The sequence below is a fragment of the Ruegeria sp. AWH4_226 genome (assembly GCF_056159225.1).
In genome coordinates, this window is sequence record NZ_JBSWUU010000001.1 from 1,451,396 (window position 1) to 1,467,015 (window position 15,620).

Here is a 15,620-nt window from a genome sequence, read left to right on the forward strand (position 1 = left end):
ATGACCATCAACACCTCTCGCCGTGGGTTTCTGAAGGGTGCCGCTGCTGCCGGTGCCGTGCTGCTGGTTGGCGCACGCCCTGATGGTGCGCTGGCGGCTGCCTCGTCCGAGGCCACTCAGTTCAACCCTTTTGTCAAGATCGACGCGGATGGCACAGTGACTGCCATCGTCAAACACTTTGAAAAAGGCCAAGGCCCGGCAACCGGTCTGCCGACGCTGATCGCCGAGGAAATCGGCCTTCGCATGGACCAGATTGAGTACGACTTCGCGCCCTCTGATCCTAATGTCTATAACAACCTGTTTTTTGGCCCCTTCCAGGGCACCGGCGGATCGACCGCGATGGCAAACTCTTGGCTGCAATACCGTCAGGCGGGTGCCGCCGCGCGCGAAATGCTGATCAATGCAGCCGCCCAAAGCTGGGGCATTGACGCCTCTGGAATTTCTATCGAAGAAGGCATCGTCAAAGCCGGAGACAAGTCCGCACCAATAGCGGAATTTGTTGCCGCAGCCGCTCAGCTGGACGCACCTGCAGAACCGCGTTTGAAAGATCCGTCCGAATTCCGCCTGATAGGCAACGACTCCGTGCGTCGCAAGGACTCGGCCATCAAGGGGAACGGCCAGGCCATCTATGGGATGGACCTGCATTTGCCCAACCAGATGGTTGCGATGATAAAACGCCCTGAATCGCGTGGCGGGATTGCCAACAGTTTTGACGACAGCGCCTCGAAAGAGGTCAAGGGCTATATCAGTGCAGCCGTTTTGCCGAACAAGGCGGGCGTGGCCGTTTTTGCCGAAGACACTTGGGCCGCAATTCAAGCGCGTGACGCGCTTGAGGTCGACTGGGACATGTCCGACGCCGAGACCCGTAACTCGGATGAGATCAAGGCCGAGATCATGGCCGCACTGGATGCTGAGCCGACCTACAATGTGAACAAGGCGGATGTTGCAGCCGTGTCAGCAGCCATCGACGGGGCGGACACGGTGATCGAAAAGACCTTTTACTTCCCGCTGCTCGCACACGCGCCGATGGAGCCGTTGAACTGCACCATCGAACAAACGGCTGATGGCACCATCGTGTTGCATGACGGCGCGCAAATGCCGACCGGCCCACATATGGCTTATCAGCAAATCTTCGAGCTTCCGCCCGAGAAGATTCAGATCAAAACGATGCTGGCGGGCGGATCGTTCGGGCGGCGCGCAACACCAGATGCGGATTACCAGGTCGAGGCTGCATTGGCATTTGCCGTCACCGACCGCTCGCGCCCGGTAAAGCTGGTCTGGACACGCGAGGATGACATCCGCAGCGGCTACTACCGCCCTGCCTTCGGCCACAAGGTCCGGGTGGGTCTGGACGCCGATGGCAACATCGTGGGTTGGCAACATCAGATAGCGGGTCAGTCCGTCATCAAAGGCACCCCGTTCGAGGCGGTTCTAGTGCATGACGGCGTTGACCACAGCTCGGTCGAAGGCGTTGCCGACAGCCCTTATGCCATTCCCGGCATGGCTGTCGGACTGACCGATACACCCAAGGCAACAACGGTTCTGTGGTGGCGGTCCGTCGGGCACACCCACACGGCCTACACGATGGAGACCATGATGGACGTGGTGGCCAAGGCCGCAGGCCGTGATCCGGTTGAATTCCGTTTGGCGCACCTGTCGGACTCTGACAACCCGGATCAGGCGCGGAAGGCCGCCGTGCTGAGACTGGCGGCTGAAAAGGCCGGTTGGGGCAACGTCTCGGAAGGGCGGTCTCTGGGTATTGCCGTGCATAAATCCTTTGGGTCCTATGCAGCTGAAGTCGTTGAGATTTCGGGTGATCCGGAAAGCGGCATCAAGATCGAAAAGGTTACCTGTGCCGTCGATTGCGGTATCGCGGTGAACCCGGACATCGTGCGCGCGCAGATGGAAGGCGGTATCGGTTACGGAATTGGCCACGTCATGCGTGATCAGATCACGCTGACAAGCGGAGCCGTAGACCAGTTTAACTTTCCGGACTATGAGCCGTTGCGGATCGGCGATATCGCCGCGATCGACGTACATATCGTACCCTCGGCCGAAGCGCCCACCGGCGTGGGTGAGCCCGGCACGCCCCCTTCCGCTCCGGCGCTTGCGAATGCAATCAAAGCCATGTCAGGTATGCATGTCGCGGTGCTGCCCATGGATGAAAACGGCGTAACCTTCGTATAAAATCCGCGCTCTGCGCCCTGCCTTTGGGCGCAGAGCATTTTTCGCCGTTGAGTCGCTGCATTGATAATTTGATCAAATTTAGTGACAAGACACGCGGTCTCGATTACATCTCGGACAAGACGATGGATGGAGACCCCGATGGACTTGGCCACTCTGCACAGTTTTCGCGTTGCTGCCTGCGATTTGAATGGTCAAATGCGCGGCAAGCGCGTGCCGCCGTCATATTCGGACAAACTATCTAAAGGGGCAGTCCGGATGCCTTTTTCCGCGCTCAATGTCGACCTTTGGGGCGCGGATATTGCAGGCAGCCCGCTGGTCTTCGAATCCGGCGATGCAGATGGAATGCTGCTGCCAACAGATCGCGGACCGGTACCGATGCCCTGGCTAGCCGTGGACACAGCTCTGGTACCAATGTGCCTGCATGATGATTCCGGTGCGCCTTTCGCCGGAGATCCCCGGCACGCCTTAGCCGCGGTGCTGCAACGCTATGCACAGCGCGATTGGTCCGTTGTCGCCGCAACCGAGCTGGAGTTTACGCTGCTGGACGCCTCTGGCCCGCAGCCCCAACCTCCGGTCAACCCGGTGACCGGGCGTCGGTTGACGGACGAAGCTGTGCTGTCCATGGCGGAAATGGATGCCTTCGATTCCTTCTTTACGGACCTTTATGACGGGTGTGCCGAAATGGGCATTCCCGCCCAAACCGCCATCTCCGAAAGCGGCATTGGCCAGTTCGAAATCAACCTGAATCACCAAGATGCCATGCGGTGCGCCGATGATACATGGCTTTTCAAGGCATTGACGCGTGGTCTGGCACGCAAACATGGGTTCACTGCCACGTTCATGTCCAAGCCTTACGCCGAAGACGCAGGAAACGGGATGCATGTGCATTTCTCGGTCGTGGACGGCAAGGGCCGAAATGTTTTCGACAATGGCGGCCCCAAAGGCACCGATTTGCTACGCTGGGCTGTTGCGGGGTGCTTGGCGGCAATGCCGGGCAGCACGCTGATATTTGCACCCCACGGAAACTCTTACACCCGTCTCGTGCCCGGTGCACATGCGCCCACCGGCGCCAGTTGGGCTTATGAAAACCGAACCGCCGCCGTGCGCATTCCCGGAGGTGCCCCGGCCGCGCGTCGGGTCGAACACCGCGTCGCGGGTGGCGATACCAACCCTTACCTGATGCTGGCCGCCGTTCTTGGTGCCGCGTTGAACGGGATTGAGGACGAGGTCGACCCCCCTGCCCCTATCTCGGGCAATGCGTATGAGATCGACGGCCTGCCGCAATTGGCAACAGACTGGGCGGACGCCATTGCAGCGTTTGAAACCGATCCACAGGTTGCGCGCATCTTCTCGGCCGATCTGATCCGTTTTTTAGCCATGACAAAGCGGCAGGAAATCCGACGCTTTGGCGACCGCCCGCCCGAAGACCACTGGCTCAGCTATCTTGAGGCGGTGTGACCCCTCTTGCTCGCTTGAATTGGGTGGGCTACAGTAAATTTGATCAAATTTGGCGACCCGCGATACACTCATGAAAATCGGCATCCTTCTGACCGGCCACCGCCCTGACGCGTTGCAAAACGAGTTCAGCGAATATGACGCGATGTTTCGCGACCTTCTGGATGGCAATGGCTTTACTTACGAAACCTTTGCTGTCGTAGACGGCCAGTTCCCCAAAGATGAATTTCAGGCCGACGGTTGGATCATCACCGGCTCGCGCCACGGCGCATACGAGGATCACCCCTGGATTCCACCGCTGGAAACTCTGATCCGCGACATACAGAAAAGCGGCCGTCCTTTGATCGGTGTCTGCTTTGGCCACCAGATCATTGCGCAGGCCTTGGGCGGCAAGGTCGAGAAGTTCAAGGGCGGCTGGGCCGTCGGGCGCACTGACTACGACTATGACGGTCAGACTGTGACGCTAAACGCGTGGCATCAGGATCAGGTGGTCGCTCTTCCCAAAGGCGCGCGTGTTCTGGGCTCGAACGCGTTCTGTGAAAACGCCATGGTGGCCTATGGCGACAATATTTGGACTGTTCAGGCGCATCCCGAATATGGCGACGGGTTCATTCAGGGCCTGATGGACACGCGCGGCAAGGGCGTTGTTCCCGATAATCTGATGCATGCCGCCGCAAATCGCTTGCCTGCCGCAAACGACAACCCGAAGATCGGGCAACTCATGGCGGAGTTTTTGAAGAAAGAGAGGGCCTGATGGCCGACTGGAAAGATCAACTGCCGCAAGCTGCACGCACCTATATCGAAGGTCAGCGTCTGGATGAGGTCGAGTGCATCATCGCCGACCTGCCGGGTATTGCGCGCGGCAAGGCTGTTCCGGCATCCAAATTCGCCCGCCAGGATTATTTCCATCTGCCTGACAGCATCTTCTACCAGACCATTACCGGTGACTGGGGCGAAGCCGCGGGCGAGGATGGGTTCATCGAACGCGACATGATCCTGAAACCCGATTTCTCGACCGCATCAGCCGCCCCCTGGACTGGCGACTGGACGCTTCAGGTGATCCACGACGCCTATGACCGGGACGGAGAGCCTATCCCCTTCAGCCCCCGTAACGTGCTGAAGCGGGTGGTGCAGCTGTACCGCGACAAGGGCTGGAAGCCGATTGTTGCGCCTGAGATGGAGTTCTTTCTGGTCGCGCCTAACGTCGATCCGGCGCAGGGCATAAAGCCGATGATGGGCCGCTCGGGGCGTCCGGCAGCGGCGCGGCAGGCGTATTCGATGACAGCCGTAGATGAGTTCGGCCCGGTCATCGACGACATCTATGACTTTGCCGAACACCAGGGGTTCGAGATCGACGGCATCACGCAAGAAGGCGGTGCCGGGCAGTTGGAAATTAATCTGCGCCACGGTGATCCCGTCAAACTGGCTGATGAGGTCTTTTATTTCAAACGTCTGATCCGCGAGGCCGCGTTGCGTCACAATTGCTTTGCCACCTTCATGGCAAAACCAATCGCGGATGAACCCGGCTCTGCCATGCACATCCACCACTCGATTACCGATATTGAGACGGGGCAGAATATCTTCTCCGGCCCGCAAGGGGGCGAGACTGACGCGTTCTACAACTTCATCGCGGGGTTGCAAAACCATCTGCCCGCAGGACTGGCCGTCATGGCGCCCTATGTGAATTCCTACCGACGCTATGTGAAAGACCACGCCGCACCGATCAATCTTGAATGGGCGCGCGACAATCGCACCACCGGTATCCGCGTACCTCTGTCCGGCCCCGAGGCGCGGCGCGTGGAAAACCGCATCGCTGGGATGGATTGCAACCCCTATCTGGGGATCGCGTTGTCGCTGGCCTGCGGCTATCTGGGGCTGACCCGTCAGGAACGCCCCCGCCGTCAGTTCTATGGCGATGCCTACGAAGGAGAAGGCGACATCCCGCAGGTAATGGGCAACGCGCTGGATCTGTTCGACGAAGCAACCGCACTGCACCAGGTTCTTGGCCCCGAGTTCGCCCGCGTCTACGGCATCGTGAAACGGGCCGAGTATGAGGAGTTCCTGCAGGTGATCTCTCCGTGGGAGCGTGAGCATCTGCTGCTGAACGTCTGAGGCACGCAATGAACCTGCTCTATTCCAACGACCGCAAGGCCGAGTATCCGGCCAGTTGGTACGCTGCAACTGCAAATCCGATAGATCGGTTTCCCGTCTTATCCGGCGATGCCAAAGCCGATGTCTGTGTTGTCGGTGGTGGCTATACCGGCCTGTCCGCTGCGCTGCACCTGGCAGAGGCGGGGTCCAACGTCGTATTGCTTGAGGCCCACCGCGTAGGCTTTGGCGCCTCGGGTCGCAACGGCGGCCAATTGGGAAGCGCCCAACGGATGGATCAGGAGGATCTGGAGCGGCTGGTCGGCGATGAGGATGCCGCCAAGCTGTGGGATTTGGCCGAGGATGCAAAAGATCTGGTTAAATCGCTGATCGCGAAGCATCAGATCAACTGCGACCTGAAGCCCGGCGTCGCAGTGTTGGGCCTGTCAACCTCTGAGCAGAATGAGTTGCACGAACACGCCGCCCATTTGTCGGATAGGTATGGCTATGACCAGATCGAGTTGCTTGACGAAGTCTCCGGGCACGGGCTTTGCCCCTCACCAACCTATCGGGGCGGTTATCTGGACATGGGCGCCGCGCATCTGCATCCGTTGAACTATTGCTTGGGGCTGGCGCAAGCTGCGGCAAAGGCTGGGGTGTCCATCTTTGAAAGCACAGAGGTCACCGCTATTGAGGAAGGTCAACCTGCAAAAGTGCGTACCGCAAATGGTACGATCAGCGCAGATCACGTTATTCTGGCCTGCAACGGGTATCTTGGCGATCTGAACCGCAAGGTGGCTGCGCGGGTCATGCCGATAAACAATTTCATCGCGGCGACTGAACCCTTGGGAAAGGATGCGGCGCGTATTCTGACCCGAGACATCGCGGTGGCCGATACCAAATTCGTTGTAAATTACTTCCGGCTCAGCGCCGATGGCCGCCTTCTGTTTGGGGGCGGCGAAAGCTATGGCTACCGTTTCCCCAACGACATCGCGGCCAAAGTCCGTAAACCGATGGTTGAGATCTTTCCGCATCTGCGCGACGTGAAGATCGATTATGCCTGGGGCGGAACGCTGGCTATCACCATGCGGCGTATGCCCTATTTGGCGCGGGTCGGGCCAAATATCCTTTCCGCTTCGGGCTATTCCGGCCACGGGGTCGGTACAGCCACTCATGCTGGTCAACTGATGGCACATGCCATTCAGGGGCAGGCCGAAGGCTTTTATACACTATCGTGCGTACCCGCCCTTCCGTTTCCCGGCGGCCCCGCGCTGCGTAGCCCGCTTCTGGTGCTGGCGATGACGTGGTTTGCCCTGCGGGATCGCCTCGGCCTTTAGCTTCGATGAAGTACGACAGATTGGTGAAAATTCGCCCACATGGCGATTGAGGGGTTTCTTTGTCTCAGGAATAGCTTTATCTTTCCCAAAGATAGAATTCGGGAAAACCAAATATGACGCTTCCTCCAAACGTTCATGATGCCGAACCCATCCCCGCAGCCGCAAGAGAAGCCATTGACGCCCTGATGCAGTCAGGTGACCTGTTTCGCTATACCGCGCCACAGGATGCGCCGGTGGCCTTGCTCGAAGCGGAGTTCGCAGAACTTCTGGGCACGAAATACGCTCTGGCGGTTTCGTCCTGCTCTGCCGCTTTGTTCCTATCGCTAAAGGCACTTGGCCTGCCGCGCGACGCCCGTGTTCTGATCCCAGGCTTTACGTTTGCTGCCGTGCCGTCCTCGGTCATTCATGCAGACTGTATCCCGGTGCTGTGTGAAGTGGGCGAAAACTATCGTATCGACATGGCCGATTTCGCCGCCAAGCTGGACAATGTGCAGGCGGTCATCATCAGCCATATGCGTGGTCACACTTCGGACATGGACGCGATCATGGCCCTGTGTAACGCGCGCGATATCCCGGTGATCGAGGATGCGGCGCATTCGCTGGGAACCACCTGGCATGGGCAGAATATTGGCACCATTGGCAAGGTCGGCTGTTTCTCGTTCCAGTCTTACAAGATGATCAACGCTGGCGAAGGTGGCATTCTGATCACCGACGACGCAGACCTTGTAGCCCGCGCCGTGATCATGTCGGGCGCTTATGAGCATAACTGGAAGAAACACAAAGGCCCGCGCGGCGACAACTCGCCCGAGTTAGAGCAAGCCTTTGCCCGCTGGCAGAACCAAGTGCCGCTGTATAACCTGCGGATGAACAACCTGAGCGCCGCCGTGATCCGCCCGCAATTACCGGAACTGGCGCGGCGCGTGCGCGATGGTCTCAGCAACCACGACTATGTGGCTGAGCGCCTGAACACGTCGCCCCATATCGACGTCCCTGCCCCGCTGGCCCCCGAACGTCGCGCACCGGATTCGATCCAGTTTAATCTGGTTGGAATGGACGAAGGTGAAATCCGCGCTTTTGCCGCCGCGTCGGAAGCGCGTGGTGTAAAGGTTCAGGTCTTCGGGCTCAGCGAAGACAACGCGCGTGCGTATTGGAACTGGCAATTCCTGCCTGAAAAGTTCGACTTGCCGAAAACGCGCGACATGTTGATGAGGGCGTGTGATGTCAGACTGCCTGTGCGGTTGACGCGGGCCGAACTGGACGTGATCGCCGATATCCTGCTGGCCTCGGTGGGTGAGGTAACTGGCCCGGTTCCCGCCTACGGCACGTGACGCCTATTCAGCGTTTAGACCAAAACCATCGACGGATAAGAACAGCGCCGTAACCCCGTCTGGGGTTGCCGCGACTGAAGACAGAATTGCCACAACCTGAGGACCGTTTGGCGTATCCGCCAATAGCGGTGCACCCGAGTCGCCCATCATCACGGGGCAGACGGCCAACAGAACCCCTTTGGCCACGGTTTGAGCGTGACAGGCATCTGTTCGGCTCAGGACATGGGGCCGCAACCCGGGATAGCCAGCCACGAACGTGGTCGCACCATCCGGCTCCGCAAGCGGCAGAAACCCAACGACTTTCCCAAGCGGCTCGCTGAGTTCAAGAATGGCCCAGTCCAATTCCGCAAGGCTTTCGAAAGCACCTTCTACACCCTGTTCAGGATGCGTCCGGTAGCCCTGAACTGCCGAGACAGCAACAGCTTTCCCGCGCTGATAACCGGCTGCAAACCGAATGCTAGCCGGTGGAATCCATCGCTTGCGTTGCGCATTGTACAGGCAATGAGCCGCGGTCAGAACCAGCCGGTCCGCCACCAGAACACCTGTGCAATGGGACCGCTGATCCCGACTGGCAAAATTTATCCGCCCAATCGCATACCAAGGCGCCGTGTCTGCATCCAGAATCTCGCGTGCGCGAATGGCGTCGCACCCGTCAGCCGACTTTGTACCCAACGTACATATCGAGGACCAGTTTTCCGAGAATACGCCCTGTGACAGCGCGGGCTGGGTCCAAAGTACAGCGGCACTCAGGAACAGCCAGCGCATCACTCCACAGGTCAGTTCAATTTCGAGAGTTTTTGCTGCAACTCAGCCAATTGCTTCTTTATGTCGTCGAGATCTTCTTTGGACTCGGGCGCGTCACCTTCTTTGTCCGGTCCTGACCAGGCGCCTGAAAGACCGCCGGTCATCGCCTTCAAAAACGCCTGTTGCTGCGCCTTCATGGCTTCGAACCCCGGCATCTGTGACATCGGGTTCATCGCGTTCATGTTTTCCATCATCTTGCTTTGGCTTTCACGCAACATCTCGAACGAGCTTTGCAGAAACTGCGGCATCATCCCCCCACCGGGGATCATGTAGCTGCGGACGAGGTCATTCAGAACATTGACTGGAAGAACGTTTTCGCCCCGGCTTTCATGCTCAGCAATGATTTGAAGTAAATACTGCCGGGTCAGATCATCCCCGGTTTTCAGATCAATGATCTGTACCTCACGACCGTCGCGGATGAACGCCGCAATATCTTCGAGCGTGACGTAGTCGCTGGTCTCAGTATTATACAGCCGGCGGCTGGCATAGCGCTTGATCAACAGCGGTTTTTCTTGTTCTGACACCGTTTACCCTCCCCAAGGATGATGCGTTGCAGCAGAGGTTATGCGAGCGCAGAACAAAAAGAAAGGGCAGGTCAGTGGACCTGCCCAACGCGATTGCACCAGATGGGAGGAACGGGTGCGCTTCGCGGCCTTATTCTTACTTGGCAGTTGCAGCTTTCTTGGCAGCAGCTGTCACGTCGTTGGTTGCTTTTTTGACGACAGCGGTTGCGTCTTCAGCAGCTTCTTTGCCAGCAGCCATCAGCAGCTCAATGGTTTCGGTTTGCAGTTTCTTGGCGACCTCAGCGAAAGCAGCCATGTTTTCAGCAGCAACTTCGGCCGACGCGCTTGCGAAGTCGGTTGCAGCTTTGGCGTAGTCAGCAGGCTCTGACTTTGCTTTTGACATTTCGGTCAGTTTGGCCAGAGTGTCTTTGGTCCATTTGCTCGAAATCTCAGCCGACTTTTCAGCTGCTTCCAAAGCAACGCCCGACAGTTTTTCGTTCAGCGACGCTGTCGATTTGAACGCACCTTCCAGCGCGGCGGTGTCAACAGGGAATGCGCCCATCATGTCTTTCAGAGTGGCGGTGAAGTCTTGAGTCTTTGCCATTGTCCTAATCCTTATTGCCGAACCGGGCCCACCCCGGTTTTCATCAGCTTGAGGACAATATGAATGCTGCATCGCAGCAATTCAAGTATTTTTTGCTGCACTGCAGAATTTTTTAGTTTCAGAATGAAATCAAATGTTTGGATTAGCCACAACGTATGTGCCGGGTGCCGGCGCCAATCGGGGATGATCCGAATCACCAGTATCGCGGGCAGGTATCTGCTTGCCTGAACGCTTCTTGAGCCAGGCTTCCCACATCGGCCACCAGGAGCCTTCGTGGAAGTCCGCCTCTTTCATCCAGGTGTCAGCGTCTGCCTTCTGATCGGGGTTCGTGTAATGGCCATATTTCTTTTTGCTAGGCGGGTTCACGATCCCTGCGATGTGACCGGATTCCGAGACAACAAACGTCTTGGATCGCGACCCCATCATCTGCACCCCGCGGTAGCAGTCTTTCCACGCCGCGATGTGGTCGGTCTCGCACGTGATTGCCATAAGCGGCACATCGACGTCGCGAACATGCAGCTTATGGCCCAAAAGCTCGAACCCGTCTTCTGCGAATTCATTGCGCTGGCAGAGGCCACGCAGATATTGCACTGTCATCTTGGCCGGAAGGTTGGCCCCGTCCCCATTCCAGAACAGCAGATCAAAAGCCGGGGGTACCTCACCCATCATATAGCTGCGGATGGCTGGTCCGTAGACCAGATCGCGCGACCGCAGAAATGACATTGTGCGCCCCATAATCCAGGATCGCAATACGCCTTTCTTGGTAACTTCTTCCTCGACGCCGTCGATGAAATCATTCTGCAGGAAGGGCGTGAACTCACCCTGATCCGAAAAGTCCGTGAGCGCGGTAAATAGGGTTGCCGATTTGATCGACTTGTCGCCGCGTTGTTTAAGCAACGACAGAGTCAGACTCAGCGTCGTACCCGCGATACAGTACGCGATGGCGTTAACCTGTTTGACCTTGCAAATCTTCTTGGCAACATCGATCGCAGTCAGGAACCCGTCCTGAACGTAATCCTCCATCCCCGTATCTGCATAGCTTTCATCCGGGTTGACCCAACTGACCACAAACAGGGTATAGCCCTGTTCGGTGATCCATTTGATCATGCTGTTCTGTGCCTTGAGGTCGAGTATGTAGAACTTGTTGATCCAGGGCGGGAACAGCACAACCGGCGTTTCATGTACGGTCTCGGTCGCGGGCTTGTACTGGATCAACTCCATCATCCTGTTGCGATAGATCACGTCGCCCGGTGTGGTCGCCAAGTTTCCACCGACCTCGAAAGCGCTCTCATCGGCAAGCTTAACCACCAATTCGCCATCATTGGCCTCAAGGTCCGCAACAAGGTTCTCCAGCCCCTGAATGAGCGACTGCCCTTCTGTCTCGACCGCCTTTTCCAGCGCATCCGGATTGGTCGCAAGAAAATTCGTCGGCGCCATCATGTCGATAATCTGCTGCGAGAAATACTGCAGACGCCGTTTGTCCTTGGCATCGAGATCCTCAACCGACGCCACCGCCTGCGCGATGGCGGCCGAATTGGTCTGGTATTGTTGGCGGATCAGGCGGAAATAGGGGTTTGTTTCCCACATTGGATTGGAAAATCGCTTATCATCCAGAGGGGTTTCTTCAACCTCGCCGGTTGCGATTGCTTGCTGCGCCTCGGCAAAGTTCAAAACCGACTTGCCCCAATATTCAATTTGTTGTTCCAGCAACTTGGCGGGATTATGCCATGCCTCGGACCAATATGCCGTTGCTGCTCTTGCAAAAAGCTCTTGATTCGGGGCGTCCAAGGCCGGGGTATGCGACTGTTTTACCGCCATGACTTCGATCAGCCGCTTGGAAAGCTGTTCGACCTTTTCCATATTTTCTTTAAGTCGTTCAATGTTTTGTTCAGTTGCTTCTGACATTTGGTCTTCACTTATTGTCATTTTAACAATTCCCCCCTAACCTTGCTGCTGTGCAGAATAACGCCGTGGGTGTCGGGGGGCAAAGCGGTGAATGGTCCGAACTTTAAGGCTGACATTCAGGAGGCCCCTTTCCCATGCGCTATATGATGACATACGACCTGATGGAGACGGTGCGCAACACCAACCAATGGATGGGTGCAACCGCCAGCGCCATGGCATCTTACCCCGCTTTCTCTATGGCGCCCAATCCTGTCTTTAGCATGATGGCCGCCTGGGGCGAAGTGACCGAGCGTACGTTCCAGCGCATGGTCGTCAAACCGGACTGGGGCATTCGCACCTTTACCTGCGAAGATGGGAAGGACCACCTTGTCGACGTCACCACGGTTGTTGAACGTCCGTTTGGCGACCTTGTGCATTTCCGTGTGAACGGCCGCGAAGAGCAGCCGCGCAAGGTGCTTTTGGTTGCGCCGATGTCCGGCCACTATGCCACTCTGCTTCGGTCGACGGTTAAAAGCCTGTTGGTAAATTGCGAAGTCTATATAACTGACTGGCATAATGCGCGCGACATTCCCGTGTCCGAAGGTAAATTCGATGTAGAGGACTATACACTCTATCTTGTCGATTTCATGAAAGAACTTGGCCCTGACACGCATGTTGTGGCCGTTTGCCAACCTGCACCTCTTACATTGGCCGCAACTGCCTACCTGGCTGAGGTCGAGCCAAAGGCGCAACCCAGCACCCTGACCTTGATTGGCGGACCCGTCGACCCGGACGCCACGCCGACCGATGTCACCGATTTCGGGCGTCGTGTCACGATGGGGCAACTGGAAGAGACGATGATCCAGCGCGTCGGTTTCAAATACAAAGGCGTTGGCCGGATGGTCTATCCGGGTCTTCTTCAATTGGCGTCCTTCATGTCAATGAATGCGGAACGCCACTCCAAAGCGTTTTCTGATCAGATTCAGCGGGTTATGCGGGGTGAGGCCTCGGATCACGATGCGCATAACCGGTTTTACGACGAATACCTCGCCGTCATGGATATGACCGCAGAATTCTATCTTTCAACAGTCGAGCGCGTGTTTAAAAACCGCGAGATTGCCCGGAACGAATTTGTCGTTGCTGGTCACAAGGTGGATATCGGCAAGATCACCGATGTCGCGGTTAAAACCGTCGAGGGCGCGAATGATGATATCTCGGCCCCTGGCCAGTGTATCGCGGCCCTTGATCTGTGCACCGGTCTTCCGGATACGAAAAAGGCCAGCCATGTCGAACCCGGAGCCGGCCACTATGGTATTTTCGCTGGTCGCAGCTGGCGCGACAATATCCGGCCGCTGGTGATTGATTTCATGAACGCCAATACGCGCAAACCGCGTCGGCGGGCCGCCAACAAGAACAAAGTCGCTTAAAGATGAGTTCAACCGCGGGTGAGGGAATGGCCTTCTCCTGCGATTGCGGCGCGTTGCAAGGGCGTATCACGGCTGCCGGCGTGCAATCTGGCACTCATGTCAGCTGTTTCTGCCATGATTGTCGCGCGGCCCAGTTGTATTTTGGGCAACCTGATCCGGCCCCCGGCCCTGTCGATATCCTGCAAATGAGCCCGGAAGAAATCCGGATCGACAAGGGGGCTGAGTATCTTGCGTTGATGCAACTCAGTCCCAACGGAATGCTGCGCTGGTATGCGAAGTGTTGCAACGCGCCGCTCGCAACCACCGCGCGCACGGTCAAGGTTCCGTTTGCCGGATTTATCGCAAATCGGTTCGTCGACCCCGGCGGGCTCGGCCCAGTGACCACGCGCGGATTTGTGCCCCAGCCAGACGGTAAGCAGAAACACGAAAACCTACGTTATGCGGCGGTCGGGATGCTCAGGCGCCTCACCAAGTCCTGGGTGTCCAGAAGTTGGAAAAACACGCCGTTCTTTGATTGTGACAGCGGTGAGCCAGTCGCCAAACCAATCATTCTCAGCAAGGCTGAGCGGGCAAAGTTCTATACATAGGCAGCCCTCACCGGGATACTGAGCCATTCCGTCAGCGCCTTACTTACAACTTGCGCTGCTTCAAGCGTTGGAAGGTGCCCAGCCTCATCCACAATCTTAAGCTCCGCATCTGGAATGAGTTCAGCCATGAAAGCGTGCTTTCGCTGCGGTGTTATCGTGTCATATGCGCCGCAAAGCACCAGTGTTGGCACCTTGATATGTCTTAATTCACCCTGCTGATCCGGTCGTCTTTGCATGGCTCGGATTTGACGTTCAAAAACCTCAGGTCCGACCTCCTGCGCCATCGAAACAACCTCATTCAGAATTGGAATGCGCTGAGGTCCCGGCGCCAACGCCTCAGACCCAATGATCTTGCGCATCACCTCTTCGAGCCGGCCCATTTTGGCTCCGACCAACAATTCCTCTCGCGCGGCCGCTGCCTGCGGGGTATCAGCCTGTGCATCGGTCGCCATCAGACACAGCCGAGACACCCGATCCGGTGCGCGCCTAATAAGCTCTAATGCAACAACACCGCCCATACCCAAACCGCCCAGCGCAAACCGATGTGGCAACTGGTCCAGCAGGGCCGATGCAATTTCTTCGACGCGTTCGCCTAGTGAAATCGGTGCAACTGTTACGGCGCGGGATCGTGACAAGCAGGTGATCTGAGGTTCAAATAGACGTGCATCGCACATCATTTCAGGCAGTAAAACCAGCGGCTCGATCACGCGGGGCCTCGTAACACTTCAGATATTCGAATAGCCTTTTCCAACAGGATGAGAGGTTTTGCACCACCGGGCAAGTTAAACTTCAGGGATAGGAAATCCCCCGAAAGGGTGGGAAATCCGAATATCTTTCGCGGCGTGCCTTTTGGTTTTCACCCGGCTCCTCTCCGGGACGCAGCAGACAGCCGCGCGGTGCGATATAGCTGTCGATGCGACGATGCGGCTTGGGCCGCCAAACCAGATTAAAGGCGCAGAGCTTGGGAAAGAACCAGATCTCGGAATAGTCCAGATGGTCATGCATCCACCACGCCAGATCACGCCAATCGCGCCCGGCATCGTATTGGTCGGCAAACCACGGAATAACAATCGAGGCTCCGGCAATGCGCGCGTCGCCCTCCCCCCTGTCCCAGATGTGACACTCTAGCGGGTTATCGTTGCGGGCGCAGTTCAACCGGTTTTCATTCCCGAACCGGTTCAAAGAGGGTGAGCGATACCCGGACCGGACCGCGATCCGCCCAAAGGTTTCCTCCAGCGGGTCAAGCAAGGTTTGACACAACGCTCGCCCAGTTTCGATGGCAAGATCAGGATTGTCGGGAAGGTTCTGTTTTTTATGGAAATTCCCGATCTCTGAATACAGGAAATCCCGCAAAAAAAAGTGCTTTGACAGACGCACGCGGCCGAGCATCTCAAGTCTCCACATGCTGCCCGGTTT

14 protein-coding genes are annotated in these 15,620 nt (G+C 57.2%); 8 read left to right on the top strand and 6 right to left on the bottom strand.

The annotated features are described in order from the left end of the window. The 6 genes from ACXAET_RS07065 to ACXAET_RS07090 all read left to right on the top strand — a co-directional run bounded on the left by ACXAET_RS07065 (position 1) and on the right by ACXAET_RS07090 (position 8,395). On the top strand, positions 1-2,187 hold the full coding sequence (locus ACXAET_RS07065; RefSeq protein ID WP_475183199.1) for a xanthine dehydrogenase family protein molybdopterin-binding subunit: 2,187 nt from the start codon (positions 1-3) through the stop codon (positions 2,185-2,187). 138 nt (positions 2,188-2,325) lie between these two features. Next, positions 2,326-3,645 (top strand): glutamine synthetase family protein, encoded by a 1,320-nt coding sequence (locus ACXAET_RS07070; protein WP_475183202.1) that lies wholly within the window; start codon positions 2,326-2,328, stop codon positions 3,643-3,645. A gap of 70 nt (positions 3,646-3,715) precedes the next feature. Further along, positions 3,716-4,396 (top strand): type 1 glutamine amidotransferase, encoded by a 681-nt coding sequence (locus tag ACXAET_RS07075; RefSeq protein WP_475183205.1) that lies wholly within the window; start codon positions 3,716-3,718, stop codon positions 4,394-4,396. Next, a complete protein-coding gene (locus ACXAET_RS07080; protein WP_224889359.1) occupies positions 4,396-5,754 on the top strand; it encodes a glutamine synthetase family protein in 1,359 nt (452 codons plus the stop codon). The genes ACXAET_RS07075 and ACXAET_RS07080 overlap by 1 nt, the downstream gene beginning before the upstream one ends. A gap of 8 nt (positions 5,755-5,762) precedes the next feature. Further along, entirely contained in the window at positions 5,763-7,067 is a 1,305-nt protein-coding gene (locus ACXAET_RS07085; RefSeq protein WP_475183207.1) for an NAD(P)/FAD-dependent oxidoreductase, read from the top strand. Between the two features lie 113 nt (positions 7,068-7,180). After that, positions 7,181-8,395: a DegT/DnrJ/EryC1/StrS family aminotransferase gene (locus ACXAET_RS07090; protein WP_475183210.1), complete on the top strand. Its 1,215-nt coding sequence runs from the start codon at positions 7,181-7,183 to the stop codon at positions 8,393-8,395. A 3-nt stretch (positions 8,396-8,398) separates the two neighbouring features. Here ACXAET_RS07090 and ACXAET_RS07095 read toward each other — a convergent pair whose 3' ends face one another. The 4 genes from ACXAET_RS07095 to ACXAET_RS07110 all read right to left on the bottom strand — a co-directional run bounded on the left by ACXAET_RS07095 (position 8,399) and on the right by ACXAET_RS07110 (position 12,232). Continuing rightward, complete coding sequence (locus ACXAET_RS07095) at positions 8,399-9,160, bottom strand: trypsin-like serine peptidase (RefSeq protein WP_475183215.1); 762 nt, start codon at positions 9,158-9,160, stop codon at positions 8,399-8,401. Between the two features lie 11 nt (positions 9,161-9,171). After that, positions 9,172-9,723, bottom strand: a complete 552-nt coding sequence (gene phaR / locus ACXAET_RS07100; protein WP_068332171.1) for a polyhydroxyalkanoate synthesis repressor PhaR — start codon at positions 9,721-9,723, stop codon at positions 9,172-9,174. A 136-nt stretch (positions 9,724-9,859) separates the two neighbouring features. Continuing rightward, the gene (locus ACXAET_RS07105) at positions 9,860-10,306 is read right to left on the bottom strand and encodes a phasin family protein (protein WP_475183217.1); all 447 of its coding nucleotides are present in this window, start codon (positions 10,304-10,306) and stop codon (positions 9,860-9,862) included. 129 nt (positions 10,307-10,435) lie between these two features. Further along, complete coding sequence (locus tag ACXAET_RS07110; protein WP_475183220.1) at positions 10,436-12,232, bottom strand: PHA/PHB synthase family protein; 1,797 nt, start codon at positions 12,230-12,232, stop codon at positions 10,436-10,438. A gap of 113 nt (positions 12,233-12,345) precedes the next feature. On the opposite strand from ACXAET_RS07110, the gene phaZ reads away from it, so the two are divergent. Together phaZ and ACXAET_RS07120 are read left to right on the top strand one after the other, a co-directional pair. Then, a complete protein-coding gene (phaZ, locus tag ACXAET_RS07115; RefSeq protein WP_224889365.1) occupies positions 12,346-13,617 on the top strand; it encodes a polyhydroxyalkanoate depolymerase in 1,272 nt (423 codons plus the stop codon). Positions 13,618-13,619: 2 nt separating this feature from the next. Next, a complete protein-coding gene (locus ACXAET_RS07120; RefSeq protein ID WP_475183222.1) occupies positions 13,620-14,204 on the top strand; it encodes a DUF6151 family protein in 585 nt (194 codons plus the stop codon). Here ACXAET_RS07120 and ACXAET_RS07125 read toward each other — a convergent pair. Beyond that, positions 14,195-14,911 (bottom strand): alpha/beta fold hydrolase, encoded by a 717-nt coding sequence (locus ACXAET_RS07125; protein ID WP_475183224.1) that lies wholly within the window; start codon positions 14,909-14,911, stop codon positions 14,195-14,197. The genes ACXAET_RS07120 and ACXAET_RS07125 overlap by 10 nt on opposite strands. A gap of 82 nt (positions 14,912-14,993) precedes the next feature. Beyond that, positions 14,994-15,608, bottom strand: coding sequence for a hypothetical protein (locus ACXAET_RS07130; RefSeq protein WP_475187151.1), 615 nt, complete (start codon positions 15,606-15,608; stop codon positions 14,994-14,996). Between the last annotated feature and the right edge of the window lie 12 nt (positions 15,609-15,620).